Origin of the sequence: Actinoplanes sp. NPDC024001, assembly GCF_040638955.1 — a bacterium.
GTDB lineage: Bacteria > Actinomycetota > Actinomycetes > Mycobacteriales > Micromonosporaceae > Actinoplanes.
This window is the reverse complement of the sequence record NZ_JBEZZB010000153.1, coordinates 1-24,802: the sequence shown is the minus strand read 5'-3', so window position 1 is coordinate 24,802 and position 24,802 is coordinate 1. Positions and strand designations below refer to the sequence as shown.

Annotated in this window: 18 protein-coding genes and 1 pseudogene; 8 read left to right on the top strand and 11 right to left on the bottom strand. The window is 69.7% G+C overall.

The window, feature by feature from the left end; translation table 11 throughout:
- Positions 1-86 precede the first annotated feature (86 nt).
- The 3 genes from AB0F81_RS39970 to AB0F81_RS39960 all read right to left on the bottom strand — a co-directional run bounded on the left by AB0F81_RS39970 (position 87) and on the right by AB0F81_RS39960 (position 2,023).
- The gene (locus AB0F81_RS39970) at positions 87-272 is read right to left on the bottom strand and encodes a hypothetical protein (RefSeq protein ID WP_360206746.1); all 186 of its coding nucleotides are present in this window, start codon (positions 270-272) and stop codon (positions 87-89) included.
- A 142-nt stretch (positions 273-414) separates the two neighbouring features.
- Positions 415-1,131, bottom strand: a complete 717-nt coding sequence (locus AB0F81_RS39965; RefSeq protein ID WP_360206743.1) for an ABC transporter permease — start codon at positions 1,129-1,131, stop codon at positions 415-417.
- A 10-nt stretch (positions 1,132-1,141) separates the two neighbouring features.
- Positions 1,142-2,023, bottom strand: a complete 882-nt coding sequence (locus tag AB0F81_RS39960) for an ABC transporter ATP-binding protein (RefSeq protein WP_360206740.1) — start codon at positions 2,021-2,023, stop codon at positions 1,142-1,144.
- 256 nt (positions 2,024-2,279) lie between these two features.
- On the opposite strand from AB0F81_RS39960, the gene AB0F81_RS39955 reads away from it, so the two are divergent.
- Both AB0F81_RS39955 and AB0F81_RS39950 read left to right on the top strand, forming a co-directional pair.
- Entirely contained in the window at positions 2,280-2,969 is a 690-nt protein-coding gene (locus AB0F81_RS39955; protein ID WP_360206737.1) for a hypothetical protein, read from the top strand.
- A 148-nt stretch (positions 2,970-3,117) separates the two neighbouring features.
- A complete protein-coding gene (locus tag AB0F81_RS39950; RefSeq protein WP_360206734.1) occupies positions 3,118-3,972 on the top strand; it encodes a methyltransferase domain-containing protein in 855 nt (284 codons plus the stop codon).
- Here the strand turns inward: AB0F81_RS39950 and AB0F81_RS39945 are convergent.
- Entirely contained in the window at positions 3,953-4,279 is a 327-nt protein-coding gene (locus tag AB0F81_RS39945) for a hypothetical protein (protein WP_360206731.1), read from the bottom strand. The genes AB0F81_RS39950 and AB0F81_RS39945 overlap by 20 nt on opposite strands.
- 385 nt (positions 4,280-4,664) lie before the next feature.
- On the opposite strand from AB0F81_RS39945, the gene AB0F81_RS39940 reads away from it, so the two are divergent.
- Both AB0F81_RS39940 and paaK read left to right on the top strand, forming a co-directional pair.
- On the top strand, positions 4,665-4,868 hold the full coding sequence (locus AB0F81_RS39940) for a cold-shock protein (RefSeq protein WP_360206728.1): 204 nt from the start codon (positions 4,665-4,667) through the stop codon (positions 4,866-4,868).
- A gap of 410 nt (positions 4,869-5,278) precedes the next feature.
- Positions 5,279-6,592 carry a phenylacetate--CoA ligase PaaK gene (gene paaK / locus AB0F81_RS39935; protein WP_360206725.1) on the top strand — a complete coding sequence of 438 codons (1,314 nt, stop codon included), beginning with the start codon at positions 5,279-5,281 and terminating at the stop codon, positions 6,590-6,592.
- Positions 6,593-6,639: 47 nt separating this feature from the next.
- Here paaK and AB0F81_RS39930 read toward each other — a convergent pair whose 3' ends face one another.
- Positions 6,640-9,552 (bottom strand): DNRLRE domain-containing protein, encoded by a 2,913-nt coding sequence (locus AB0F81_RS39930; protein WP_360206722.1) that lies wholly within the window; start codon positions 9,550-9,552, stop codon positions 6,640-6,642.
- A 202-nt stretch (positions 9,553-9,754) separates the two neighbouring features.
- On the opposite strand from AB0F81_RS39930, the gene AB0F81_RS39925 reads away from it, so the two are divergent.
- Together AB0F81_RS39925 and AB0F81_RS39920 are read left to right on the top strand one after the other, a co-directional pair.
- Complete coding sequence (locus AB0F81_RS39925; protein WP_360206719.1) at positions 9,755-13,396, top strand: helix-turn-helix domain-containing protein; 3,642 nt, start codon at positions 9,755-9,757, stop codon at positions 13,394-13,396.
- A 62-nt stretch (positions 13,397-13,458) separates the two neighbouring features.
- Positions 13,459-14,082, top strand: a complete 624-nt coding sequence (locus tag AB0F81_RS39920) for a hypothetical protein (protein ID WP_360206716.1) — start codon at positions 13,459-13,461, stop codon at positions 14,080-14,082.
- 20 nt (positions 14,083-14,102) lie between these two features.
- Here AB0F81_RS39920 and AB0F81_RS39915 read toward each other — a convergent pair whose 3' ends face one another.
- Complete coding sequence (locus tag AB0F81_RS39915) at positions 14,103-14,894, bottom strand: MerR family transcriptional regulator (RefSeq protein ID WP_360206752.1); 792 nt, start codon at positions 14,892-14,894, stop codon at positions 14,103-14,105.
- A 135-nt stretch (positions 14,895-15,029) separates the two neighbouring features.
- Positions 15,030-15,665, bottom strand: a pseudogene (locus tag AB0F81_RS39910) (alpha/beta fold hydrolase); the annotation flags it as partial.
- 324 nt (positions 15,666-15,989) lie between these two features.
- Between AB0F81_RS39910 and AB0F81_RS39905 the strand changes: the two are divergent.
- Positions 15,990-17,417: a GAF and ANTAR domain-containing protein gene (locus tag AB0F81_RS39905; RefSeq protein WP_360206713.1), complete on the top strand. Its 1,428-nt coding sequence runs from the start codon at positions 15,990-15,992 to the stop codon at positions 17,415-17,417.
- Here the strand turns inward: AB0F81_RS39905 and AB0F81_RS39900 are convergent.
- Both AB0F81_RS39900 and AB0F81_RS39895 read right to left on the bottom strand, forming a co-directional pair.
- Positions 17,366-18,520 (bottom strand): GAF domain-containing protein, encoded by a 1,155-nt coding sequence (locus AB0F81_RS39900; RefSeq protein WP_360206710.1) that lies wholly within the window; start codon positions 18,518-18,520, stop codon positions 17,366-17,368. The genes AB0F81_RS39905 and AB0F81_RS39900 overlap by 52 nt on opposite strands.
- Complete coding sequence (locus tag AB0F81_RS39895) at positions 18,507-19,217, bottom strand: GAF and ANTAR domain-containing protein (protein WP_360206707.1); 711 nt, start codon at positions 19,215-19,217, stop codon at positions 18,507-18,509. Before AB0F81_RS39895 ends, AB0F81_RS39900 begins: the two co-directional genes overlap by 14 nt.
- Positions 19,218-20,096: 879 nt before the next feature.
- On the opposite strand from AB0F81_RS39895, the gene AB0F81_RS39890 reads away from it, so the two are divergent.
- Entirely contained in the window at positions 20,097-21,512 is a 1,416-nt protein-coding gene (locus AB0F81_RS39890; RefSeq protein ID WP_360206749.1) for a protein kinase, read from the top strand.
- 47 nt (positions 21,513-21,559) lie between these two features.
- Here AB0F81_RS39890 and AB0F81_RS39885 read toward each other — a convergent pair whose 3' ends face one another.
- Both AB0F81_RS39885 and AB0F81_RS39880 read right to left on the bottom strand, forming a co-directional pair.
- Positions 21,560-21,862, bottom strand: a complete 303-nt coding sequence (locus AB0F81_RS39885; RefSeq protein WP_360206704.1) for a hypothetical protein — start codon at positions 21,860-21,862, stop codon at positions 21,560-21,562.
- A gap of 203 nt (positions 21,863-22,065) precedes the next feature.
- Positions 22,066-24,417: a LuxR C-terminal-related transcriptional regulator gene (locus tag AB0F81_RS39880; RefSeq protein WP_360206701.1), complete on the bottom strand. Its 2,352-nt coding sequence runs from the start codon at positions 24,415-24,417 to the stop codon at positions 22,066-22,068.
- Positions 24,418-24,802: the final 385 nt, after the last annotated feature.

Below are 24,802 nucleotides of genomic sequence, written 5' to 3'. Positions count from 1 at the left end.
GGGTAGGACGTCGCAATCCACACCGAACCCGAAGGCCCTCGCCTATTTCAAGATCTCCCCGTCACCAACGTCCGTGGTCAGTACACCTAGCCCTCGATACGTTGGACGCCCTCGGCAGCCGGCACCCGAGTTTCGACCGCAGATTCGCTGCGCTGCACCGATCCGTTCTCGAGCACCTGACCCGCGAGGAACTGGACGAGTTTCCGCTTCTGCGTCTTCACGTGCCGGATCAGCGGCTGCACGGGATGGTCGGGGAACTGCACGACGTTCAAGGCACGGCAGCCGCCTGAGAACGTAGGAGCAGTTCCCCCGGACCGGGCTTCCGGCCGTCGCCGCGTGTACTGCCGCCGCTGCGCCACCGCGACCGGCGGCAGTTCCTTTCGCTGTTCATGGCCGGAACGGTCCTCGGTGACGTCACCGGCGGGGTTCCCACCGGAACAGCCGCAGAGCGAGCACGATCGCCACGACCACCCAGCCCAGCGCCGGAAGCAGCAGCGGCAGCGACTCCGCGAGCGGCACGCCGCCGTTCCAGGAAGTCACGATCAACTCGGCGGCCGACCCGCCGGGCAGCAACCGCTTCAGCAGGGTCAGGTCCTCCGTACCGGTGATGCCCACCCAGGTCGCGATGCCGATGGTTCCCAGGCTGACCGGCAGCGTGGTCACCTGAGCCTGCTCGGGCGAGCCGGTCAGGCCGGCGGTGGCCATCGCCAGGGCCAGCATCATCAAGAAGGCCGACAGGATCCCCGCGACCAGCAGTGCTGCGTCGGCGGGGCCGCCGACCACCGCGGCGAACACGCCGAGCACCACCAGCACCTGGAACAGGGCCACCGCACTGACCGGCAGGGTCAGGCCGGCCAGGATCGTCGCGTCGCCGGCCGTGGTGGAGCGCAGCCGCTTGAGGAACAGATCCTGCCGGCGGGCGGCCAGGGTGGTGACCGCGGTGGTGTAAAGACTGAACGCGCCGATCGTGAACACGAGAGCCGCTGCGACATAACCAGTGCTGCCGATCGCGGTGAACTGGTCGCGGCGGTAGATGAAGAAGGCGCTGACCGCCAGGGGCATGAGGGTGGAGATCAGCACGGCACGGTTGCGGGAGATCTGCGCGAATTCGCTGTACGCGATGGGAAGCATGACGCCGCCTTTATCGGGTCGGGGCGAGGGCCGGATCGGTCTGGATCGCTCGGAAGACGTCGTCGAGCCGGGTCGGCGCGGCGGAGAGATCCTGCAGCTCGACATCGTGCGCGGCCGCCCAGTCGAGCAGTGCCTTGAGGTCGGACTGCAACCGGAACGTCTCGATCGCGTACGCCCGGCCGTCCGCCGCCGGGACGCCGATCGGCGGGGCCGGAGCGGTGGGGGAGAGCGAGAACTGGATCGATGCGGGCAACGTCCGGGTCAGCTCGGACACCGTTCCCTGGTGACGGAAAGCCCCCTGATGCATGAGCCCGATCCGGTCGGCGTACTGCTGCGCCTCCTCCAGGTAGTGCGTCGTCAGGATGACGGTGGAACCGTTGCCGCGCAGCTCCGCCACGGCCTTCCACAGGGCATCGCGCGACTGGATGTCCAGCCCCGTGGTGGGCTCGTCGAGGAAGATGAGCTCGGGGCGTCCGTAGACGGCGGTGGCGAAGTCGAGCCGCCGCTTCTCGCCGCCGGAGAGCTGCCCCACCCGGACGTCGGCCTTGCTGTGCAGATCGACCGTGCCGAGGACCCGGTCGACCGAGTCCGAGCGGCCGGAGAGCCGGCCGACCAGCCGGACGGACTCCGCGACGGTGAGGTCGGCGGAGAATCCGCTCTCCTGCAGCATGATCCCCATCCGTGGCCGCACCGCCCGCCGGTCCGTCGGCCTCCTGCCGAAGACCCGCACGGTGCCCGACGACACTGTCCGATGGCCCTCGACCGCCTCCAACGTCGAGGTCTTGCCCGCCCCGTTGGTGCCGAGCAAGGCGTACAGCTCACCTCGCTCGACCTGGAAGCTCAGATCCTTGACGGCATGGAAATCGCCGTACGAGATGTTCAAACGGTCCACTTCGATAACGGGACTGGAGGACGTCTTCTCCACGTCGGCCCTGCCTCCACTGAATGATCGTCGGTCCGGCCTGTTTCGCCGGCACGCACCAGTGCAGACCGTGTCCTGGGAACACAGTCAAGACAGCGGAGCAAACTCACTCGCGACGTGCGCGAGCCGCGTCCGAATTCGTCCGGAGTTCGCGGACGCCGCGAACCAGGGCCCGACACTCGGGACACAAGCCCGAAACCGGCGTCAACGACGAAGGAGATGCAGAATGCGCAGCCCACGGCTTCTCGCCGCCGCCATCGCCACCGCACTGGCCGCGGCCCTGCTCTGGCCGGCGTCCCCGGCCAGCGCCGACCTGAACGGCCCCGTCATGTACGGCAATCCCGGCGACGTCCCGATCATCGGCCAATGGAGCTTGGGCGGCGACGACATCGGCGTCTACCGGCCCAGCAACCAGACCTTCTACTTCTCCGAGGGCTACAGCCCGCTCGTCTACGGCAACCCCGGCGACGTGCCTCTGGTGGGCAACTTCCACAACCGCCCGCTGAGCCACCTCGGGGTGTACCGGCCCGGCAACCAGACGTTCTACGTGCAGTACAAGGATCCCGTCATGTTCGGCAACCCCGGCGACCGGCCCATCGTCGGTGACTGGAACGGTGACGGCATCGACGAGATCGGCGTCTACCGGCCGGGCAACCAGACCTTCTACCGCGCCGGCTACCCGCCGATCACCTTCGGCAACCCGGGCGATGTGCCGCTGATCGGCGACTGGAACGGCAACGGCATCGCCGACGTCGGTGTCTACCGGCCCGGCAACCAGACCTTCTACCTCACCGGGTACAACCCGATCAGGTTCGGCAACCCTCGCGACGTGCCCATCGTCGGTGACTGGAACGGCAACGGCACCGACGACATCGGCGTCTACCGGCCCGGCAACCAGACCTTCTACCCGTTCTGACAGCGGCGGGCAGCAGATTCTCGGAACGGCCGCCGGGGTACGCCCGGCGGCCGTTACTCCGATGTCCTGCCTCTGGCGCGGGAAACCACGTCGCTTGGTGGGGGAGAGGCCCGATAGTGTCCGAGCGATCGAAAGGTGACGTTCTGACATGGCCGTTTCACGGGAGACGATCGAGTCCGCCTTCAACCAGCGGGCCACCACCTACGACCACAACTCCTGGCACGTCCGATACGCCGAACGGCTCGTCGAACTGGCCGCCCCCACTGCCGGCATGCGCATCCTGGACGCCGCGACCGGAACCGGCTTGGCGGCGATCGCCGCCGCGCGAGCCGCGGGTCCCACCGCACACGTGCTCGGCGTGGACATCGCCGAGGGCATGCTCGACCGGGCACGGCAATCGGTGACGTCTCTGGGGCTGGCGAACATCGACCTGATCAAGTCTGATGCCGCCGCTCTGCCGGACCTGGACACCGGCTCGTTCGACCTTGTTCTCTGCTCCGCCGGGCTGCTCTATCTGCCCATCCGAACCGCCCTCCGCGAGTGGCGGCGACTATTGAAGCCCGGCGCCCTCGTCGCGTTCTCCACCATTCGGGAGGGCTTCCCGGCCGCGGCCCGACTGTTCCGCGAACACGCCCGCCACTACGGTCTGGCCCTCACTGATCCCGCCACACCGCTGGGCACGCCGTCGCGTTGCCGGCAGCAACTTCACGACGCCGGGTTCATCCCCACCGAGGTGGTCACCGAGACCATCCGGTTCTCCCGCACCGACCTCGAGTACGCCTGGCAGGCCCACGTCCACGGTGCTTACCACGACGCGATCGCCGCGCTCAGTGCCGCGCAAGTGGCAACCTTCCGCGACGAGTACACCAGCACCCTGGCGGATCTCCTGAACACCAACGAGGATGACGTCCTCATCGCGGAGGTGACCTACGCCTTCGGCCGCGCCGGCCGCCACGAGACGGATGCTCAGCGGCGACCCCAGCTCACGGAACCCGAGCGCTAAGCTCCTCGGCTTGCTCGCTCGGCGGGGCCGATCGCTGATGTATCCGGCTGAGGGGCGCGAGTTGCACGGTCCAGGTCCGGGCCGCCCCGACGACCGCGATGGCCCGGCAGAGCAGATCGCAGCCGAGCTGCGGATTTCCTTCGGCGAAACCGCGGTTGATGAGAGCGACCGCTTTCGGATGATCACCCGCTTGGAGGGCGTCCTCGAGGCCGGCGGTCAATACCGCAGCGAGTGCCGCTTGAAAACTGTCTGCGCTTTTCTCGCGAAGGGTCTTGGTGGGTTCGCGCACCGTGGACGCGGTGATCATGGGCGGGTTCGGCACTGAGGGCGCACTCCTGGTGATGTCGGCGTTGCTCGGTCACCCACGCGGCATTCATCTGCCTGAATCCGCGCAGCACGCCCGGTGGGCGCCGGCTCGTCAGCGATGTTGACCAACCGGTTCACCCACCATACGCCGCTCGCCCGCGGCGGCGTGGTTCCTGCCGGCGCGGGGTTCGACGTTGATCGGCGAATTGTGTGCTAGGGTTGCCCCGTTGCAGTTTTGATTTCCGTAGACGTTTTTGGCGCCTGATGGGTTATCTAAACCCGTGCAGGCGTTTTTTCGTTTTTCGTGTCGGTTCGGCGCGGGTGATCAACGCGGCGGCGTCAGAGACCGTACCCTGCGGTCTCGAACAGCCTGCTAAGGAGCAGACATGGCTACCGGCACCGTGAAGTGGTTCAACGCCGACAAGGGCTTCGGTTTCATCAGCCAGGACGGCGGCGGCGCCGACGTCTTCGCCCACTACTCGGCGATCTCGGCGAGCGGCTTCCGCAGCCTCGAGGAGAACCAGCGGGTGGAGTTCGACATCACCCAGGGCCAGAAGGGCCCGCAAGCGGAGAACATCCGCCCGCTCTGATCCACGCTTTCGCCACGGCGGTCCGACTGGTTCAGCGGGCCGCCGTCCGGCGTACCCATCTCATTCGTCTGCGTGGCCCGCAGGCCGCGTGACATCCCGTCCCGGAAGGCACGGATTGACCACGTTCACCGCTTACACTCCCGATGACCCTGGCGCGGCCGCTGCCGACGGCGCCCCGCGCCCCGGGACGCCGAGCGCCCCACCCTTTCTTGCGCCGCCCACCGCCGAGGACACGATGCCGGCTCCTCAGGCGCGCGACTGCGGCGAGGTGACGATGCGCCGCCTGCGTCACCCGTTCTCCGTTCCGGCAGCCTGACGCCGGCTCTACCTTTCCCGGCAGTTCCCGCGCTCTTGTCACGATCGCGCGACGAGCGTCCACAATGTGGAACGGCCAACGGAAAGGACTGGGCATGCTCGACTTGGCACCCCGCGCCGAAGACCTGGACCCGATCGAGACCGCCTCCGTCGATGAGTTGCGGGGTCTGCAACTCCAGCGGCTGCAGTGGACGCTGCGGCACGCGTACGAGAACGTGCCCTTCTACCGGCGCAGGTTCGACGCGGCAGGCGTGCACCCGGACGACTGCCGTTCGCTCGACGACCTGGCCCGGTTCCCCTGCACGACGAAGCAGGACCTGCGGGAGAACTATCCGTTCGGCATGTTCGCCGTGCCGCGGGAGCGGATCGCCCGGATCCACGCCTCCAGCGGCACCACCGGCCGGCCCACCGTCGTCGGCTACACCAAGAATGATCTGGACACGTGGGCCGATGTGATGGCCCGGTCCATCCGCGCGGCCGGCGGGCGTCCCGGCCACCGGGTGCACGTGGCCTACGGATACGGCCTGTTCACCGGCGGCCTCGGCGCGCACTACGGCGCCGAGCGGCTGGGCTGCGCGGTCATCCCGGTCTCCGGCGGCATGACCGAACGACAGGTACGCCTGATCGTCGACTTCGAGCCGGACATCATCATGGTCACGCCGTCCTACCTGCTGACCATCCTCGACGAGTTCGAACGGCAAGGCATCGACCCGAGAGGCACCAGCCTCAAGGTCGGCCTCTTCGGCGCCGAACCGTGGACCGAGGACATGCGCCGCGAGGTGGAGAACCGGTTCGACATGCACGCCGTCGACATCTACGGCCTGTCCGAGGTGATGGGCCCCGGCGTCAGCCAGGAATGCGTCGAGACCAAGGACGGCCTGCACATCTGGGAGGACCACTTCTATCCGGAGATCATCGACCCGTCGCTGGGGAACCCGCTGCCCGACGGCGAGACCGGTGAGCTGGTGTTCACCACGCTCACCAAGGAGGCGATGCCGGTCGTCCGGTACCGCACCCGCGACCTGACCCGGCTGCTGCCGGGCACCGCGCGCACCATGCGCCGGATGGAGAAGGTCACCGGCCGCAGCGACGACATGATGATCCTGCGCGGAGTCAACGTCTTCCCGACCCAGATCGAGGAGCTGATCCTGCGCGTACCCGCGCTGGCGCCCCACTATCAGTGCGTCCTGGAGCGGCCCGGCCGCCTCGACGAGATGACCGTGCGGGTGGAGTCCCGCTCCGAGCGGATGGCTGACCCGGAGCGGGACGCCGTCACCCGTACGCTCAGCGAGCTCATCAAGAACAACGTCGGTGTCTCCGTGCGGGTGGAGGTCGTGCCGCCGGCCGCCCTGGAGCGGTCGATCGGCAAGGCTCGCCGCATCGTGGACAACCGTCCTCAGCAAGGGTGAGCGGCCCCGGTCCGCCAGGACCGGGGCCGGCTCTCAGGTTGTCGCGGTCATCGGACCCGGATCTCGGCGATGTCCAGCGGGCTGCCGCCGTACCACCAGACCCGGAACTCCAGGCTGTTGCCGGCCGAGGTGACCGTGAACGGGACGGTGAACCGGATGAACCGGTCGTAGGTGCCGTCGACGGCGAAGCTGCCGGCGGTCAGGATCTGGGGTTGGGTGACCGAGGTGCCGGTCTGGGCGTCATAGACCTCGATGTTGGCCACCTCCGTGCCGGCGGCCGGGTTGTTCGAGCGCATCACGAACTCCACGTTGTACGAGCCGGGAGCGAACGTGCGGTTCGGTCCGAAGGTGATGTGGCCCGGGGTGCTGGTGCCCGGGACGGCTTGGAGCAGGCCCGTGCTTGTCCGGTTGTAGTTGCCCGCGGCAGGGGTCTGCAGGGGTGCCTGGCCGGCGCTGTAGACCTGCTTGGCTCCCGCACCGAGGGCCAGCGCGTTCACCGCGAGCGACTCGGTGTTCATCAGCGAGTGGGGTTCCGCGCTCAGGTCCGCGCTCGACGTCCACCCGAGAAGTTGCCCGGTGCCGGTCTTGCGCTGCTGCTTCTTGATGATCAGCGCCCGGAGCGAGACCGAGTGCAGCATCAGGTCACCTCGCTGAACGGGGGTCAGCCCGGTGTGGTGGACGAGGATCTGGTCGATGAGCAGCTTGGCCAGCCCGATGTGGTAGTTCTCGGCCGGGTCGTTCTTGTCCGGGTCCGAGCTTTTCCTGAGGGTCTCCAGCCTCGGATAGTTGTACAGCCGGGTGGTGGTGTTGAAGGAGAACCCGGTTCTGGCCCTGATCGCGTCCCATTTCGTCAGGGCGGTCGACTGCGGTCCCGCGGCCAGGTAGTAGAGACCGTCGAGCGCGAGCCGGTCCAGGTCGTCCTTGCCGGTGCTGGGCACCTGGTCGTGGGGCGTCCAGTTGGTGTCGCCGGAGATGATCCGCCAGCGGACATGGCCGGGAGAGCCGTGGTCGCTCAGGCCGGTGGGCGGGGTCCGGCCGTAGGCCTTGGCCATGTATTGGGACAGCCAGTTGTCGTCGAACCAGAACTGGTGGAACGGCCGCTGGTCCGGGACGGGCTCCTCCCCGTTCACGCCCTTGCCCTCGTGCTCGTGGAAGGCGAACCCGGTGGGAGCCAGGTCGAGAACCTTGTCCCGGTCGAAGTCGTACAGCAGGTGGTAGTTCTTGTCCAGGGCCGTGTACCGCGACTCGGGCGTTCCCGCCAGATCTTGCAGCGACTCCCGGTTGTACTCGTGCGGCACGGGCTCGTACCTCACCACCTCCTCCGGGATGAGGAACTGGTTGTAGTAGTTGGGCCCGTACCGCATGCCGTCGAGGTTCTTCCACATGCCGTCGGGCGAGGAGTAGGCGAAGTCGACGGCACCCAGGCCGTACGGATAGTTCACGCCGTACTCGTAGCGCGGGTTCTCGTAGTCGATCCGTACGAAGGGAACCTGCGACGTGTTCGGCGCCTGCAGCGACCGGACCTGCTTCCAGCTCAGGCGCGGGTCGGACTCGTTGTACGACGTCAGCCCCATATGAACGGTCGGCGCGCTGGTGTTGGCCGCCCGCTGGAACAGCGGCACCACGCTGGCGCTCACCCACGCGTCATTGCACGCCGAGCTGAAGCCGGCCGTCTGGGTGGAGTAGCCGTCGTTGCTCAGCAGTTTCGGTGCGGTGTCCCACCAGATGGGGTTGGTGTAGGGCGTGGTGCTCCAGACCAGCCAGCCGGTCTGCGCGCAGCTGCCCGAGTACCAGTTCCACAGGTTCAGTGTGGCGCCGGTGATCCGCATCCCGGCGAACTGCGCCGCGGGCCACTGCATGAAGGAGCGTGCGAGGTAGCTTGTCGCCTTGCCGTACGCGAGGTAGTCGGCGCCGGAGTGGTCGGGCTTGCCGCTGGTGGAGAGCTGGTCGTTGCGGACGATGGTGTCGGAGGTCGCGCCCAGCTGGACCTGCGGGTCCAGCGTGACCGGGTACTTGGTGTTCGGGTCCCGCAGCCAGGCCCGGTCGGCGGCGAGCCGCAGGTCGAGCGCGCCGGTGCCGCCCGCCGCGTCCCTGCCCTTGGCCGGTGCCGCCGTGAACGTCGCGGATCCGCGCGGCCTGCTCTGCACGGTGAGAGCCTTCTCCCGGGTCCGCTCGCCGGCCGCGCCGACCGAGGAGTCCCACATGATCGGCGTCGGGACCCGGCCGACCGCGGCCCCGGAGGCGTCGCGGATCGCGAACGAGTCCCGGCCGTCGGCGACGAACCGCAGGTTCTCGGAGCGCAGCGGCACGGTCATGGTCGCCACCCGGTCGGCCGCCGTCGCGTCCTTGACCACGAGCGACTGCTCGAAGCCGAGCCGGGTCGCCGTCAGCAGCAGATCGACGCCGGGCCGGACCTCCGGGTAGGTCGCCGTGTTGGCGGCGAGCCTCGGAGCGGGCAGCGGGCCGGTCCACAGCATGCTGATCGCATCCTTGCCGGTCTCCACCCGGGCGAGCACCCGCTCGCCCGGGCCGGTCGCGGCGCCGGAGAAGCGCAGGCCGCGGGGATGCCCGACCGGCTCGATCGCGCCGCCGGCAGCCGGCCGCAGCGTCAGGTCCACCGTCCGCCAGGTGCCGCCCTTCTTGAAGCGGACCGGGCCGGCGTAGATCTCGGTGCTGAAGCCGCCCTCCGGGCGCGCCCACACCTGAGTGGTCTCGGTCCGCTGGGAGAGCACCTCCACCCGGCCGCCGCACGCCCTTGCCGCCATCCCGGCGGCCAGCGGGTCCGGTTGCCCCGCCACGCAGGCGGGTTTCGCCGCTGCCGCGCCGGGTGGCAGCACGACCTGATCAGTGACCGTCAGGAGCAGGACGGCGGCGACGGCGGCCGCCGTCACCGTCCCGAGCTTCCCGGCTCGCCCCGTGCCGAGCCGGGTGAATATGTGCCAGCGCCATCGAACAGCCATCGCTTCCCCCGTGATCGAGTTGCAGGTCGGTGCCCCACGGTTGAGGCGCCCTCATCGCAGCAGGCCGCGCCGTTGTTCAGTAGGGGTGCGGACGCACTAAACAACCGTGCTGGCGGCAATCCGACTGCACCGGGACCCGCGCCGCGCCGCGCGCGATGCTGACTGGCAAAGGCATCGACCCGCGTGGATGGAGGTGTGTCTGATGCCGCGCCCGGAACGTCCGCTGGATCCCACCGCCGGCCCGGTGCAGATGCTGGCCGCGGAGCTTCGTGACCTGCGCAGGCGGGCGGGCAATCCCGGGTATCGGGAGCTCGCGGCCGGGGCCGGCTACTCGGTCGCGGCGCTGGCCAATGCCGCCGGCGGCCGGAGCCTGCCGAGCCTGCCGGTGACGCTGGCGTTCGTCCGGGCATGCGGCGGCGACCCCTCCGTCTGGGAACGGCGGTGGCGGCAGGCATCAGCCGAGTGGGCGGCCTCGCAGGGCAACGGCGTACGGCGGGAGCCTTCGGCAGCGGGCGAGAAGCCGCCCTATCTGGGCCTGATCGGCTTCGGCGTGGACGACGCGGACCGCTTCTTCGGCCGTCGGCAGATCCTGGAGCGGCTGGAGCAGATGCTCGACGACCATCGTTTCGTCGCGGTGTTCGGCGCGTCCGGCAGCGGCAAGTCCTCGCTGCTGCGGGCCGGCCTGATCCCGGCGTGGCGGCGCTGCGGCCACGCCGCGCTGCTCACGCCGGGAGCCGAACCGCGCACGGCCTGGCGGGAGGCGCTGCAGCGGGCTCCGGCCGGCGCCGCGGTGCTGCTGGTCGTGGACCAGTTCGAGGAGGTGTTCACACTCTGCCGGGACCCGGCCGAACGGGCCGCCTTCCTCGCCGGGCTGACGGAGGCCGCCGAGGGCGCCGAACCGCGAATCCGGATCATGATCGGGGTCCGCGCCGACTTCTACGCGCGCTGCGCGGAGTCGGCGCCACTGGCCCGGCTGCTCGCCGGCGCCAACGTCCCGGTGGGCCCGCTGTCCCCGGAGGAGCTGAGCGAAGTGGTCACCGAACCGGCCCGGCGCGCCGGACTGACGGTCGAGCGGGCGTTGGTGACCAAGATCCTGGCGGAGGCCGACGGACAACCGGGCGCCTTGCCGCTGCTCTCGCACGCGCTGCTGGAGACGTGGCGGCACCGCCGCGGCGACATCCTCACCGTGGCCGGATACGAGGCCGCGGGCGGCATGAGCAGCGCGATCGCCCAGACCGCGGAGTCGGTCTACCAGAGCCTGGACCCGCCCGACCGGGACACCGTCCGGCAGGTGCTGACCCGGCTGGTGACCCTGGGGGAGGGGGTGCCCGACACCCGCCGCCGGGTGCGGCGCGACGAACTGGACCGGCCGGGAGCCGGTGCGGTGCTCACCAAACTGGCCGACGCCCGGCTGCTGGTCCTCGGCGCGGACACCGCCGAGATCGCCCACGAGGCGCTGATCAGGGCCTGGCCCCGGCTGGACGACTGGCTGCACGCCGGCCGCGACGAGCTGCACCTGCACCGCCGGCTCACCGAGGCCAGTCTCACGTGGCGCTCACACGAGCACGACAGCGGCGCGCTCTACCGCGGCGCGCCACTGGCCGCGTGGGACGGGCGCAGCATGCAGGACCTCAACGCCCTGGAACGCGCGTTCCTGATCGCCAGCCGCGAACGGCAGGCCCACGAGGCGAGCGCCCGGCGCCGCCGCGTACGGCTCGCGCTGACCGGGTTGACGGCAGGCGTCGTGGTGATGAGCGTGCTGGCCGTCATCGCCGGCGTACAGGCGTACCGGGCGAACCAACAGCGCGACCTCGCCCGCTCCAACCAGCTGGTGGCCAACGCCCGCGCCCAGCTGCCGGTCGACCAGGAGGTCGCCCTCCTGCTCGCCGTCCAGGCCTACGACACCCAGCCCACCGAACAGGCGCAGGCGGTCCTGCGCCAGACCGTCGCCGACTCCCGGGTCCGGGCGACGCTGCACGCCGGCCACGGCCAGGCGCTCGGCGTGGCGTACAGCCCGAACGGCCGGCTGCTGGCCAGCACCGGCGACGACGGCACCGTCCGGCTGTGGCAGCGCACCGGGCCGGACACGGTGTCACCCGCCCCGCGAACCCTGCAGGTGGCCGCCACGGCCACGCAGAGCCCGGTGTTCAGCCCGGACAGCCGCCGTCTCGCCGTCGCCGACTTCAGCAACGGGGTCACCGTGTGGGAGGTGGACGGCGGCAACCCGGTGGTGCTGCGCGGGCACAGCGCCAAGGTCAGCTCCGTGACGTTCAGTCCCGACGGGCAGCGGCTGGCGAGCGCCGCCGACGACGGCACCGTCCGGATCTGGGACGCCGCGGGCCGCCGGCCCCCGGTGGTCCTGCCGGTCGAGGGCCCACCGCTGAGCGTCGCCTTCAGCCCGGACGGACGGCGCCTCGCCGTCAGCGGCATGGGCCCGATCCGCATCTGGGACGCCACCGGCCGGGGTACGCCGACGCTGCTCGCCGGCCATGAATGGACGGTCAAGGACGTGACGTTCAGCCCGGACGGGCGCCACCTGGCCAGCGCGGGCTCCGACGGCACGGTGCGCCTCTGGCCGACCTCGGGCCGGGCAGAACCGGTGATCCTGCGGGGCAACGACTCCTACGTCGAGTCCGTGGCGTTCAGCCCCGACGGCCGCCGGGTGGCCAGCAGCCACAGCGGCAGCAACACCATCCGGGTGTGGAGCACCACCGGCGAGCAGGACCCGGTGGTGCTGCGCGGGCACGACGGAGCGGTGTGGAGCGTCGCGTTCAGCCCCGACGGGCAGCGCCTGGCCAGCGCGAGCACGGACGGCACGCTCCGGTTCTGGGATCCCGGCGTCGCCGGGAACCCGCTCGTGCTGCACGGCCATCGCGGCGAGGTATGGACCATCGCCGCGAGCGCCGACGGCCGGTTGCTGGCCAGCGGCGGCGCCGACGCCGCGGTGCGCCTCTGGCAGCACCCGTGGCGCGCCGCCCCGGTGCTGCTCGGGGGCAATCAGGACGAGGTCCTCGCGGTCGCGGTCAGCGCGGACGGCCGGTGGGTGGCCAGCGGTGGGCGGGATCAAACCGTACGGGTCTGGGACGCACGAACGGGCGCGGCGAAGGCGGTCCTGCGCGGACACACGAAACCGGTGTTCGGCGTCGCCTTCAGCCCCGACGGGCAGCGCGTGGTGAGCGGGGCCAAGGACGGCACCGTACGCGTCTGGGCACTGACCGGCGGCGCGCCGCTGGTGCTGCGCGGGCACGAGGACGGCGTGCGTACCGTCGCCTTCGGCCCGGACGGGCAGCGCGTGGCCAGCGCGGGCGCTGACGGCACGGTCCGCGTCTGGCGTGCCGACGGTACGGGGACGCCCACGGTGATCCAGGATCAGCCGTCGGGCCGTCAGGTCTGGGCCGTCGCGTTCAGCCCGGACGGCGGGCGGCTGGCCGTCACCGGTCAGGACGGCGCCGTGCGGATCCGGCCCAGCGACGGCCAGGGGCCGCCGCTCGCCCTGCACGGTCACCGCGACGTCGTCTGGAGTGTCGGCTTCAGCCCGGACGGCCGGCTTCTCGCCACCAGCGGCCAGGACGGCGACGGCGTACGCCTCTGGCAGGCCGGCACCGGCCGGGAGCTGGTCACCGTACGCGGCCACGGCGCCTCGACCGAACAGGTCGCGTTCCTGGCCGACGGCCGGCTCGTCACGGCGCACGGCGACGGCACCGTACGGATCTGGGACTGCGGGATCTGCGGACCGATCACCGAGGTCCGCAAACGAGCGGGCGCCCTCAGCACCAGGGCCCTCACCGCCTCCGAACGCGACACGTTCGGCCTGCGGTTGTTCACCACTCGCGGGGGCTGGTGAACAACGCGGAGGCCGTGTGCGCTGGGCGTCGAAACTGTCGCTGTCGCGAAACGGGGAACGTGATGACGAAACGCAAGATCATCGGCGCGGTGGCGGCCGTGCTGGCCGCCACGCTGCTGGCGGCGCATCCGGCCGCCGCCACGCCGGCTCACCCCTCGGCGTACGCGGTCGCGGGCGACGTCGAGGCGCCGCGCAAGTTCGATCCGGACGCCGACGTGCGGACCGGCGTGCCCAACCGTCCCGACTTCACCGCTCGTTCGCGGACGGCCGGGCTCACCGCGGCGCAGGCCGACGCGTTGCAGGCGAAGGCCGACCGGTACCTGGCCCTGCTCGGTGAACCGGCCACCCAGGTCGCGCCCGACGTGATCCAGCTCAAGGGCGCGAAACTGCACCTGACCGTGCCCGGGTCGACGCAGCGGGCACCCGCGTGCCCCTACTACTACTTCTGCGCGTACAGCAAGGAGGGGTTCAGCGGCGACTGGATCCTCGAGGAGGAGTGCTGGGTCGAGAGGTACATCCCGTGGACCGGCCACGGCTCGTGGATCAACAACCAGACGCGCGGCACCCAGCCCCTCCTGGAGTTCACCAGCGGGGAACCGTGGTGGATGCCGGGCGCCTACGCCCAGCAGAAGACGGGGGTCGGCTGGGACCCGGTCTTCTCCATCACCGCTTGCTTCCACACCTGACTCTTCGCGAGGGTGAGGCCTCAGCGATCGCGGGGGATCCGTCCCTCGGGGACTCGTTCGAGCCGCGTCCAGCCGCGCCACCCGCGTTGCTCGAGGATCGCCAGCAGCTGTCGGGCGACCGGGGCGGACTCGGTCATGGCCGCGTCCAACAGGGCCGTTAGCGGGTCCGCCCGATCGGCGTCGCCGACCTCCACCTGACCGCTCTGGATGGCGCGGATGCGGAGGTGCTCGACGAGGTCGGCGAGCTCGACGACGCGCGGATCGTCCGGCGGCCAGTCCGGTGCGGAGCCGACGAGGCGATAGAGCCGCGTCATGTCCGGGTCCTCGTCCAGCAGGCGGTTCTTCTCGGCGACCACGGCGTCGATGCTGCTCGGGGCCTGCGCGGCGAGCAGGATCCAGACGTCTCGCTCGAGCTCGATGTAGGCCTCGCCGACGCCGAGCCCGCGCAGCCGGTCCAGGTAGTCCAGGACGATCGGGGGGAGGGCCAGGTGATCGCCGGCGGCGAGCTTGGCGATCCGCTTGCGGTGGCTCTGGAGGCGACGGATGTCGGCGCTCAAGGCCTTGTCGATCTCCTCGATCGCCCGGGCGAACTCGTCGGGGCCGGCGACGAGGAGTTCCTGCACGCGGGCGAGGGGCACGCCCGCATCCGCCAGCACGCGGATCCGGATCAACCGTACGACGGCGGCGGCGTCGTAGCTGCGGTAGCCGGACGGGTCGCGTTCGGGCTCGGCGAGCAGGCCGATCTGGTGATAGTGCCGCACTGTTCGCACCGTCACCCCGGCGTAGGAGGCCAGTTGGCCGATGGTGAGCATGGGCTCCAGACTGCCTAAGCCGGCGACGCCGCGGACGGCTGCGGCGATCGCGCGGAAGTCCTTGCGCAGGATCGCGCCGTGATTGCTCGCGACCTTGGCGTGAATCGTGATGTGGGGGTTGCGGTCGGCCACCGCGGGCACGCTGGCGCGGATCTTCTCCTGTTCGTCCCCCTTGCTGCCGAACGACGTTCCGGAGGCCAGGACATACCGGGTCGGGACAGTGATCCGGTCCAGCACCGGACCGAGTTCGCGTGCCCGCGCGAGCTTGCCGACCTCGATGTTGCATGCGGCCATCTCCGAGGCGGTCATTCGCGGCGTGAGGCCCGTGACGCGTAGTGGCACCATCAGCCATTTCAGGCGGCGGAAGACCGTACGGATCCCTTGCTCCATCTCGTCGGTGAGCCAGTCGTGCGGCTGAGCCCCGTCGACCAGGACAGCGCCGATCGTCCGGTCCGGATGGCGGCTCGCCCAGTGCGCGGCGACGAAGGCGCCGTACGACCACCCGACCACCAGCGCGCGGTCGACACCCCGAGCATCGAGGACGGCATCGACATCACGGACGGCGGCCTCGAACGAGTAGTCCGCCGAACGCCGGGACTTACGCCCGCGGGCCCGCTCGTCGTAGGTGATGTGCCGCCAGCCCGGCCCGAGTTCGGCGATGACCCGCCGCCAGTAGCCCTGGGTCGCGAACTGGCCGTTGAGGTAGATCACCGGCGTCCCGGAGCCACCGGAATCGGTGACGGCCAGCGCCGTGTCGTCGACCGGCACCATGCCGGTCCATCTCGAGGCCGAGGTCGTGCTGGTCACGGCGCCTCCGTTCCGTTCGGCAGCGTGTCCAGCGTGCAGGGTTGACGCTGCGTCAGGGTCAACCCTGCGGGTTGAGGGCTCACTTACGCGAAACCCGTGCGACCTGAATCGGATGTCCCCAAAACGTCAGCCCGTGCACGGCCGGCATCTGCAGGGCTTCCTCCCGTCTGCTCCGCGACCCCGGATTGCTCTTATTACGAGGGGAAGATCGCTCACGGGCGTCGCCGCATTCGAGACAGTCCTCCAGGAGCACCAGGACGAGCGGTCGGCTGATAACGCGCTCGGAGATTGCGCAGCACCGATAGCCAGTTGACTGACTTTGACCAGCGTTTGCCGTTGATTTTGGGCTGCCAACTATGGGGAGTCCTTGGGGAGCAGGCCTGCGGGCCGGAGTTACTGCCCGCGTATGCCAACCCGCGCTTCAGCCCGGCCGAGGCCATCGGCATGTTCTTACTGGTAGTGCCCCCTTCCGGTGGTCGCCCGGGCCACCATGATCGCTCTGGACGGTTGTCTGAGCTGATTTCTTTACCCGCCGGGGTGAGCGTTGGGCTGTCACACGTGGTGGCAAGCGTCGTACTTTTGGGGTATGCGCTTGATGGCAGGCGAGCCGTGGAGGTGAACGGTCGCGGATCGTCGGACTCGTCGGGTCGTGCGCCGTGGGAGGTGTTGGCGGACGATCTGGTGTCCCTGGCGCAGGTTCCCGATGACGATGACGTTGTGGTCGATGCGTTGCTGGCCAGGATCGCGGTGGTGTCGGCCGAGGTGCTCTCGGGAGTGGATTACGCGTCGATCACGGCGTGGCGGGGTGCCGGCTATACCACGGTGGCGGCCAGTAGTGATCTGGCGCGTGCCGTGGATGATGCTCAGCACGCCGAGGCTGCGGGGCCGTGTGTGCAGGCGGAGCAGACGGCCGCGCCGGTCGGGGTGCCGGACGTCGCGGCGACGATGTTGTGGCCGGGCTTCTACCGGCAGGCCACCGAGTTGGGGTTGCGGGCGTCGGTGTCGGTGCCGTTGTTCGCCGGTGGCGGGACTCCGGTGGGGGTGCTGAATCTTTACGGCCGTGACGGCGCGGCGTTGGCTGCGTTGACGGCGGGGGTCCGTGAGGTCTTCGCTGTGGAGGGAGTGCCGGCCGGTGGCTTGGAGTCGGACGGCGACGCCGGTACCCGTCAGTTCCTCGCCGGACTCGGGCAGGCGTTACGGCTGAGGGTCACGATTCAGCGGGCGGTCGGTGTGTTGATGGCGCTTGCCGGCTGCGACGCCGCGCAGGCCTACCGGATGCTGCGGGAGTGGGCGGCCAGCTTGAGGGAGTCTCTGTCCGGGGCGGCGTTGCGGGTGATCGTGGATAGGGAGTCGAAGGTTGATACGGCCGTGCAGGTGACGGTGGGCCCCGCCACCGAAGGTGTGGTGTCGGTTTCGGTAACGGGGGAGCTGGCGTTGCCGCTGGACGCTGCGGCAGCCAGGCGGCTGGCGGCGCCGCTCGGTGAGGCGGCTGCCGTGCTGCAGTGGGATCTGTCCGGGCTGCGGTTCTGCGACCTCGCTGGGCTGAGGCTGCTGCTCGATCTGCGGCGACAAATCATTGCCGGCGGCCGGCAGATGCGTGTGGTGGCGGCCTCGGAGGCCGTTCACCTGCTGCTGCTGTTCACCGAGACGGCGCCGCTGTTCGGCTATCCACCCCCGGCCTCTGAATCGGCGGGCGATGCCGAGCCCGCGCGATGACCGGGCAGTCGCTGGCGCAGCAACAGCCGGGTTCCGTGCGGAGTACTGCTGAGTTGCAGATCGGGGCAGATGCGGCGGATCAGCCACAGGCCCGCATGCTCGATGCTGCCGGTGCGCGGCGCATCGGTGCGGATTTCGAAGCCGGGGGGCATGCCGGGACCGTCGTCGCTGATCTCGCACCACAGGCTGCCGCCGTGGCGCCACAGCCACAGCCGGCCACCGCCGCCGTGCTCCTGCGCGTTCGCGGCCGCCTCATGGACGGCGAGCAGGAAGCTGTCGACGGCCATGCCGGACAAACCAGACATGATCAACCGCTGGCGGAACTGCATGCGGGGCAGCGGCGATGACTCCATGGTGATGCGATGTACCAGCAGCATTGTCGAGGAGCCGTTCAACAGCCCCTCCCTGGGCAGGCTGTCCACCACCTCGACGGCGGTCGCAGCCAGGCTGCGCCCGGTGCGTACCGCGTGCCGGCGTAGCTCTTCCAATGCCTTGTCGACGTCGATGTCGAGCAGTTCGGCGAGGATGCCCCTGGCCCGTTCGACCGCTACCCGCCCGGTCAGCAGCTGCTGGGAGTGGGCCGCCAGCACGTTGCGGTACTCGGCGTCGCGCCGCATCAGCAGCCCGATGGTCGCCATGTTCGCCAGCGCACGGGTCAGACGCAATTCTTCGCTGGTGAAGGCGCCGGCCCGGTGCCGCAACACACTCAACACGCCGACCACGTCACCGCGGACTCGCATCGGTACCGCCGCGACCGAGGAAAACCCGGCGCCGTGGGCCTGCTCGGCGAAGTCCTGCCACCGCTGGTCCGGGCGACCCAGGTCAGCGTCGATCGTCGCCTCCCCAGTGGCGAAGCACCACCGGCACGGTGCGGACGCGACCTCGAACAGCCGCACCCGAGGGGTGTACTCCGGTGCCGCCGCCACCAGCCGCAGCTCGCCGCGCTCATCGGCCACCATGATCCCCGCTGTCTGCACGTTCAACAGTTCGACGCACCGTTCGGCCACCCAGTGCAGCAGGCCGTCCACGTCGAGGTCGGCCACCATCGTGTCGGACAACTCCACCAGGAAGTCCATGATCGTCTGATCGTCAGTCGCGCTCACCGAATCCACCTGTCCCGTTCCCGCCGTCGTCCAGGTCGTTGAACCGCAGCCGCCGGGCCACGACGTCGGCAGCCGCCTCGTCGAGTTCCCGGCCGGCGGCGAACGCGTACGCCCGCAGCCGCAGCAGCGCGTCCTCGACCGCAACTCCGAGCTGTACACTGATCATCCCGGTGGCCTGGTGCACGGCCGCCCGCTGCAGCAGGTGCTCACCAGGGCCTTTATCGAGCGGCGGATACTCGTCATCGCCGAGCGCCGCTGCCTCGGCGAGCAGCAGCTCGGTCACCGCAGCTGCGACGATCAACGCGTCCGCCAGCGTCCGGTCAGCCAAACCACCCGCGGCGCTGCGGTACAGATCCATCACCCCCATACCCACCGCACCCACCCGCAGCGGAATCGCGAACACCGCCCGCGCCCCGGCCTGCACCGCCGCCGGAGCGAACGCCGGCCAATGCTGCTGCCACACCGGCGCCCGCAGATCCTCGGCCAGAACCGGACCCGCCCGCGCATACGCGTCCCGGCACGGCCCTTCACCGAACAGAAACTGCAACTGCTCAACCCGGGCACTGACCACGTCGCTGGCGAACCGCACCTGCTGTGTATCCGGCGTCATCACCGTCACACCCACCCCACCGATCCCCGAAAGGCCGGGCAGACAAGCGCGACACAGACTCTCCACATCCGGGCCGTGCGCCGCCACCAGCTGCTCCACCCGCAACCGTTGACCGGAATCATCCACATCGATCACGGCCGACCGGACACGCACACACCACGGTTCACCATCAGGAGAACCTCCGACCCTGCCCCGGAACGACCGCCCGATTTCGGACCCAGCACCAACAACTCCTGGCATCCCACCGAGCACCACCGGATACGGCAGATCCCCACAACCATACGCGCGGCCACGAAAACGGACCCGAACGATACAACGCGCGCCACTCGCCGAGCCGCTGTCACCGTCCGTACACGCCGGCGCCACGCAACCAGGCACGCCGGTGGTGCTCCATGGCCGGCTACGGCAACTACGTCAAAGATGCGACGCTCCTACGCCACCCGCCGTGGCCGCCCGGAATCCACCAGTCCCGCCACGTCGGCGGAAGCAACCGTAGCCTGATCCCTCGCACAGCTCCGCATCCGCCGGCACGACCGACTCCACGGAGTCCTCGGGTCCGTACCCAAGATCGGTGTTTCCAGCTTCGGTTGGTAGGTTTCGGCGGCCGGCCAGCGGTCACCGAAGGTGATGGCGAAGGCGTTCAGCACGGGCTTCCAGCGCATCGTCCATCGGGCGCGGCCGGTCCCGGTCAGTTCCAGCCCGCGGGCCTTGGCCTCGGCCACCATCGCCGCCGCCGCGGCCTGCTCGGGCGACAGCTGCCGCCCGTCACCGTCGGTCTTCTTCCATGGACTCACAACGCTCGATGTCATTACCCACGGTGCCCATCCCGCCGGACCTCAGCCCGGCGTGTCGGGCTGGAAACACCGCTCCTGGCACAGTCCCCGCCGTTTGACCGGCACGAATGGCATCTCGCACCGGTTGGTTTCGGACACGGCTCATGCGGTCGACGCCAGTGCTAGTTGCCGCATGCGTTTGAGCATGCTGTTCATGGGCATCGAACCCGTCGTGGAGAGCGGCTTGTTGATCGGCGGACGGTATCGGTTTCGCGAGCGGCTTGGCCATGGCGGTATGTCCGTGGTGTGGCGAGCCGATGACCATGTGCTGGGTAGGGAAGTGGCCGTCAAGGTTCTCTCGGCACAGCTGGCAGCTGATCCGAAAGTGCTGAACCAGATCCACGCCGAGGCGCGTGCCGCGGCAAGCCTGCGGCACCCCATGGTCGTCGAGGTCTACGACTACGGCGAGACGACCTATCAGGGCAGGGTCCTGCCGTATGTGGTGATGGAGCTCGTCGACGGTCGCACGATGGCCGAACTGCTCAGCGGCAACCGGATTCCGTGGCGCCTGGCCGTGTTGATCTGTGCCCAAGTGGCGGCTGCCTTGGCCGCGGCACACGCACACGGTGTCGTGCACCGTGACGTCAAACCGGGCAACGTGATGGTCACCTCGTCGGGGGTGAAGCTGGTCGACTTCGGGATCTCGGCAGCGGTGGGCGAGATGGACGGAAGTAACGGTCAGCTGCTGGGGACCCCGGCATACTTGGCACCGGAACGCATCGACGGCGGCCCGGTGCGTCCGGCGACCGACGTGTACGCCCTCGGATTGCTGCTCTACCTCAGCCTGGCCGGGCGGATGCCGTGGCAGGCGTCCACCACCACCCAGATGCTCAAGGCCCACTACTACGCCGAACCGGCGCCGCTACCGGCGGTGCCGGGGCTGCCTTTCGAAGCGGCCCGGCTGGTCCCGCGGTGTCTGGCGAAGACGCCGGGTGATCGGCCCACCGCCGCGGAGGTCGCCGAGGTCCTCGGCGAGATCGCTGGTCTTCCGCCGGCCACACTTCTGCAGGCCGCGGCGGCATCGACGGAAACCATCACGATCACCCGACGTTGGCGGAGCCGTATCGCGGCGGTGGCGTTGGCGGGTACGGCACGCTTGCCCGGCGGCCGCCGGGCTCTGGTCTCGGCCGGCACCGCTACGGCCCTGGTCGCCGCGGGCTTGGTGGCGTGGGCGGGGAGTGAGTCTCGGGTACCTTCGCCCGCGACCGCCGAGTCGCGGCCGCAGGCCGCCTGCACCGTCGAATCGACGCGGCATAGGGGCCACACCACGCTGACTCCGTCACTCGCGCCTATCGGGAACGGCTGCCGGACCGAGATGGCTGCGCCCGAGGTCACGAGGCCGGCCACATCACCGGTCGTCCAGCGAATCGCGGCCGGCGGGTTACCGAGAAAGGCCGCGGCCGCGGCTGATCCCCAGCCCGCGCCGAAGGCCAAGAGCAATGACAAGGCGAAAGCCAAGGGTAAAGCGAAGGCCAAGAGCAAGGGCAAGTCGAACGCCAAGGGCAAGGCGAAGGCCAAGAGCAAGGCCAAGGGGAAGGGCAAGGCCTAGAAGGATGGCCGCCTGCGGCCATCCTTACTTCTCCGGGCGAAAGGCTGTCAGGCCGTCACCGTGGGGTTCGGTCCTGGCCGGGGCGGCAGGCCCCAGTGTTCGACCGAGCCGTCGATCAGGCCGGCAACCAGCGACAGGGCGCCGCCCTCGTGCTCCCACCAGTCGCTGCTCCGGGTGAACACGACCGCGGGCCATTGGTCCGGGTCAGGGCTGCTCTTGCGCCAGAAGAACATGTCATCCTCGTTGGAAGCGCCCCACAGCAGCAGTCCGCCGGGATCGGGATGAAACGTGTAGTGATCCGGCATCTCGTCGTCCAGGCTCTCCAGCATGTCCAACTCCTCCGCCTGCATTTCGACCCACCGCTGCGTCTCCCGCTCGGCTATACAGGTAGTCCTTCGCGAAGTCATCGAGCACGGAGCAGGACCTTACCGGCGGCAGCTAGAGCCGGCCTGGCGTGTGCGCAGCGATGTGAGCTGTAGGGCCTGTTTGCTCAGCAGTCCCGTCGCGTGAACCACACCCATTCACACCGTCGGAATACCTGTACGCCATGCCGCTAGGCGTCGTCGCGCTGGCGGGCGGCGGCCCAGGCGGCGATCTGGGCGCGCGAGGCGAAATCGAGTTTGGTGAGGATGTGTTCGACGTGCGTGTTCGCGGTGCGCCGGCCGATCATCAGCCGGTCGGCGATCTGCTGGTTGGTCAGGCCGTCGGCGACCAGCAATGCCACCTCGCGCTCACGTTGGGTCAACGGCGCCCAGCCGGCCCGCTGCGGAGGCAGCTCGGCCGGGTGCAACGACGGCTCGTCGAGCGCGTAGCCGATACCCGCCGCCGGGTCCAGGTTGAGGCCATCGAGGTACGCCTCGTCGAAATTTGTGTCACCGGCCGTCTGCCGGGCCAGCTTCTCGACCTGCCCTCGGGCCACGATCAGGTCGATCCAGCCGAATTGAGGCCGGCCGACGGACTGCCAGAGGCGGTGCGCAACGCCGAGCAGCCGGGCGGCCCGTTCCGCCTCGCCGAGCATGGCGGCGGCCCTGGCGAGCACGTCGACGGCCATCGCGCAGCCCACACTGTCCTCCAGCTGCCGCTTCGAACGAAGTGCGTCGCGGCAGCAGCGAACCGCCGCGGCGAGGTCGCCGCGGTCGATCTCAGCCAGGGCGCGCATGTAGGAGGCGTACGAGCCCATCCATAGCTCTCCATGCCGCCTGCACAGCGCCGTGAGCCGCTCGGTGACGGCGATCTGCCGGTCGAACTGACCGGTGACCGCCAGTGCGATGCATTGCGTGCCGAGCGCCATGAGCGGGCCGGGCGCCGGGTCGCCACGGTCGCGGTGCAGAGCGGCCGCCTTCTCGGCCAACGCCAGCGCGCGTACCGGGTCACCCCGGAAAAGGGTGCAGACGGCGGTGACGTACGTGATCCAGAAGGCCGCCTCGGTGTCGTCGTGGGCCTCGGCATGCGACCGGAGTTGACCGAGCCGCATCTCGGCGGCCTCCACGTCGCCTTGCATCGCCGTCAGCAGGCCGGCGCTCCACAGCGCCTTGGTCAGCGCCTCGCTCGGCGGGTACTCCACCGCGAGCAGCCGGTCCAGGTAATGCCGGCCTTCGCGCGCGTGTCCACAGGTGTTCCAGAAGAACAGCAGCGCTGCCGCCAGCTCGAGCCCCGCCTGGTGTTCAGCTGGATCGGTGAGACAGAAGTCCAGGGCCGACGTGAGGTTGGTGTGCTCCCGGTCCAGCCGCTGTTTCCAGACGACCTGGTCGGGCCCGCACCAGTCGGTGTCGAAGCGCTGCGCCAGCCGCAGGTAGAAGTCCCGGTGCCGGCGCCGCAGCCGCCGCTCGTCCCCGGTGTTGCGCAGCATGTCGAGGCCGTACTCACGCAGCGTGTCCAGCAGGCGGTAACGGGCGCCCGTCGGGTGCTCGACGCAGAGCAGGATCGACTTGTCGACCAGGCCGGCCACCGATCGCAGCATCTCGGAGGCGGGCAGCGCGTCGTCGGCGCACACGTCCTGGGCGGCGGACAGGTCGAAATCGCCGGCAAAGACCGAGGCCCGCGCCCAGAGCAGACTTTCGGTGCGGGTACACAGATCGTGGCTCCAGTCGACGGCGGTACGCAGCGACTCGTGCCGGCCGCCGGTCATCCCGCCGGTCAACAGTGCGAACCGGTCGGCGAACCGGCCCTCGAGTAGGTCGGCGATCTGCTGCACCGGCAATGCCCGAGCGCGCACCGCAGCCAGTTCGATGGCGAGCGGGATGCCGTCCAGTCCACGGCACAGCCGGGCCACGGCGGCCTGGTTCGTCTCTGTCAGCGCGAAGCTCGATGAGGCTGCCCTGGATCGCTCGGCGAACAGGACCATCGCCGGGGATGGCTCCCGGTCCACCCCGTCCCCGGCCGCAACCCGCTCAGGGTCGGGCACGGCCAGCGGCAGCAGCGGGAACACCTGCTCACCCTGCACCGCCAGCGATTGTCGGCTGGTAACCAGCACCCGCAGGGCCGGCGCCCCGCGCAGCAGCTCCGCGACCAGCTGTGTACACGAGTCGGCCAGGTGCTCACAATTGTCCAGAACCAGCAGCAGCCGACGCGACTCGAGATACTCCACCAGCGATTCCGCCCGTGGCCGGGCGGACTGGTCGCGCAGACCGAGCGTCTGAGCGACGGTCTCGGCCACCAGGTCCGGCTGGGCAAGCGGGGACAGGTCGGCAAGCCAGGCACCGTCCGGGAATGCCCGCTGCACCTCGGCCGCGACGCGCAGCACGGTACGGGTCTTCCCCACCCCGGCAGGGCCGGTGACGGTGACCACCCGGGACACCGCCAGTAACCGTTTCAAGTCCGCCCGCTCGGCAACCCGGTCCACGAAGCTCGATAGTTCCGCCGGCAAGTTGCCTTGGCGCCGCTGCTCCCGCATTGTCTCCGCCACGCAGCTCTTCCTTGGACACTTGCAGCATAGGCGGGCACCGGTGGGGAAGTCGTGGTGTCACCCGGGCAGGGAGACGGAACGCGTCCGATATGTCCTGTACGAGTTTGGTGGCTGGGTGGGTACTGCTGCGCTCTGCCGCCCTGCAGGGCACTGCCGTGCGTGCTGCACCACGGAAGGCGCGGCTCCCGCACCGTGCCTTGGCGGTCAGCATCCCTGGTCGTGTCGAGAACCGGGTCCGCGAGCGGTCTGCCGGTTTACGGAGCCCCCGACTCTCGCAGATGGCTAGGCACCTTAGACCGCATCTCATTTGGGATGGTTGCTGGTCAACAGGTTCTGCTTGGCGGCGCGGCGGTAGCAGATGACAGCGCACGCCAGGCGCAGGAAT

Bases quoted from the DNA above. Each gene is read 5' to 3' on its own strand.
- AB0F81_RS39965 (WP_360206743.1), bottom strand. From the start codon at position 1,131: ATGCTTCCCATCGCGTACAGCGAATTCGCGCAGATCTCCCGCAACCGT.
- AB0F81_RS39955 (WP_360206737.1), top strand. From the start codon at position 2,280: ATGCGCAGCCCACGGCTTCTCGCCGCCGCCATCGCCACCGCACTGGCC.
- AB0F81_RS39950 (WP_360206734.1), top strand. From the start codon at position 3,118: ATGGCCGTTTCACGGGAGACGATCGAGTCCGCCTTCAACCAGCGGGCC.
- AB0F81_RS39945 (WP_360206731.1), bottom strand. From the start codon at position 4,279: ATGATCACCGCGTCCACGGTGCGCGAACCCACCAAGACCCTTCGCGAG.
- AB0F81_RS39940 (WP_360206728.1), top strand. From the start codon at position 4,665: ATGGCTACCGGCACCGTGAAGTGGTTCAACGCCGACAAGGGCTTCGGT.
- paaK (WP_360206725.1), top strand. From the start codon at position 5,279: ATGCTCGACTTGGCACCCCGCGCCGAAGACCTGGACCCGATCGAGACC.
- AB0F81_RS39930 (WP_360206722.1), bottom strand. From the start codon at position 9,552: ATGGCTGTTCGATGGCGCTGGCACATATTCACCCGGCTCGGCACGGGG.
- AB0F81_RS39925 (WP_360206719.1), top strand. From the start codon at position 9,755: ATGCCGCGCCCGGAACGTCCGCTGGATCCCACCGCCGGCCCGGTGCAG.
- AB0F81_RS39920 (WP_360206716.1), top strand. From the start codon at position 13,459: ATGACGAAACGCAAGATCATCGGCGCGGTGGCGGCCGTGCTGGCCGCC.
- AB0F81_RS39915 (WP_360206752.1), bottom strand. From the start codon at position 14,894: ATGCTCACCATCGGCCAACTGGCCTCCTACGCCGGGGTGACGGTGCGA.
- AB0F81_RS39890 (WP_360206749.1), top strand. From the start codon at position 20,097: ATGCGTTTGAGCATGCTGTTCATGGGCATCGAACCCGTCGTGGAGAGC.
- AB0F81_RS39885 (WP_360206704.1), bottom strand. From the start codon at position 21,862: ATGCAGGCGGAGGAGTTGGACATGCTGGAGAGCCTGGACGACGAGATG.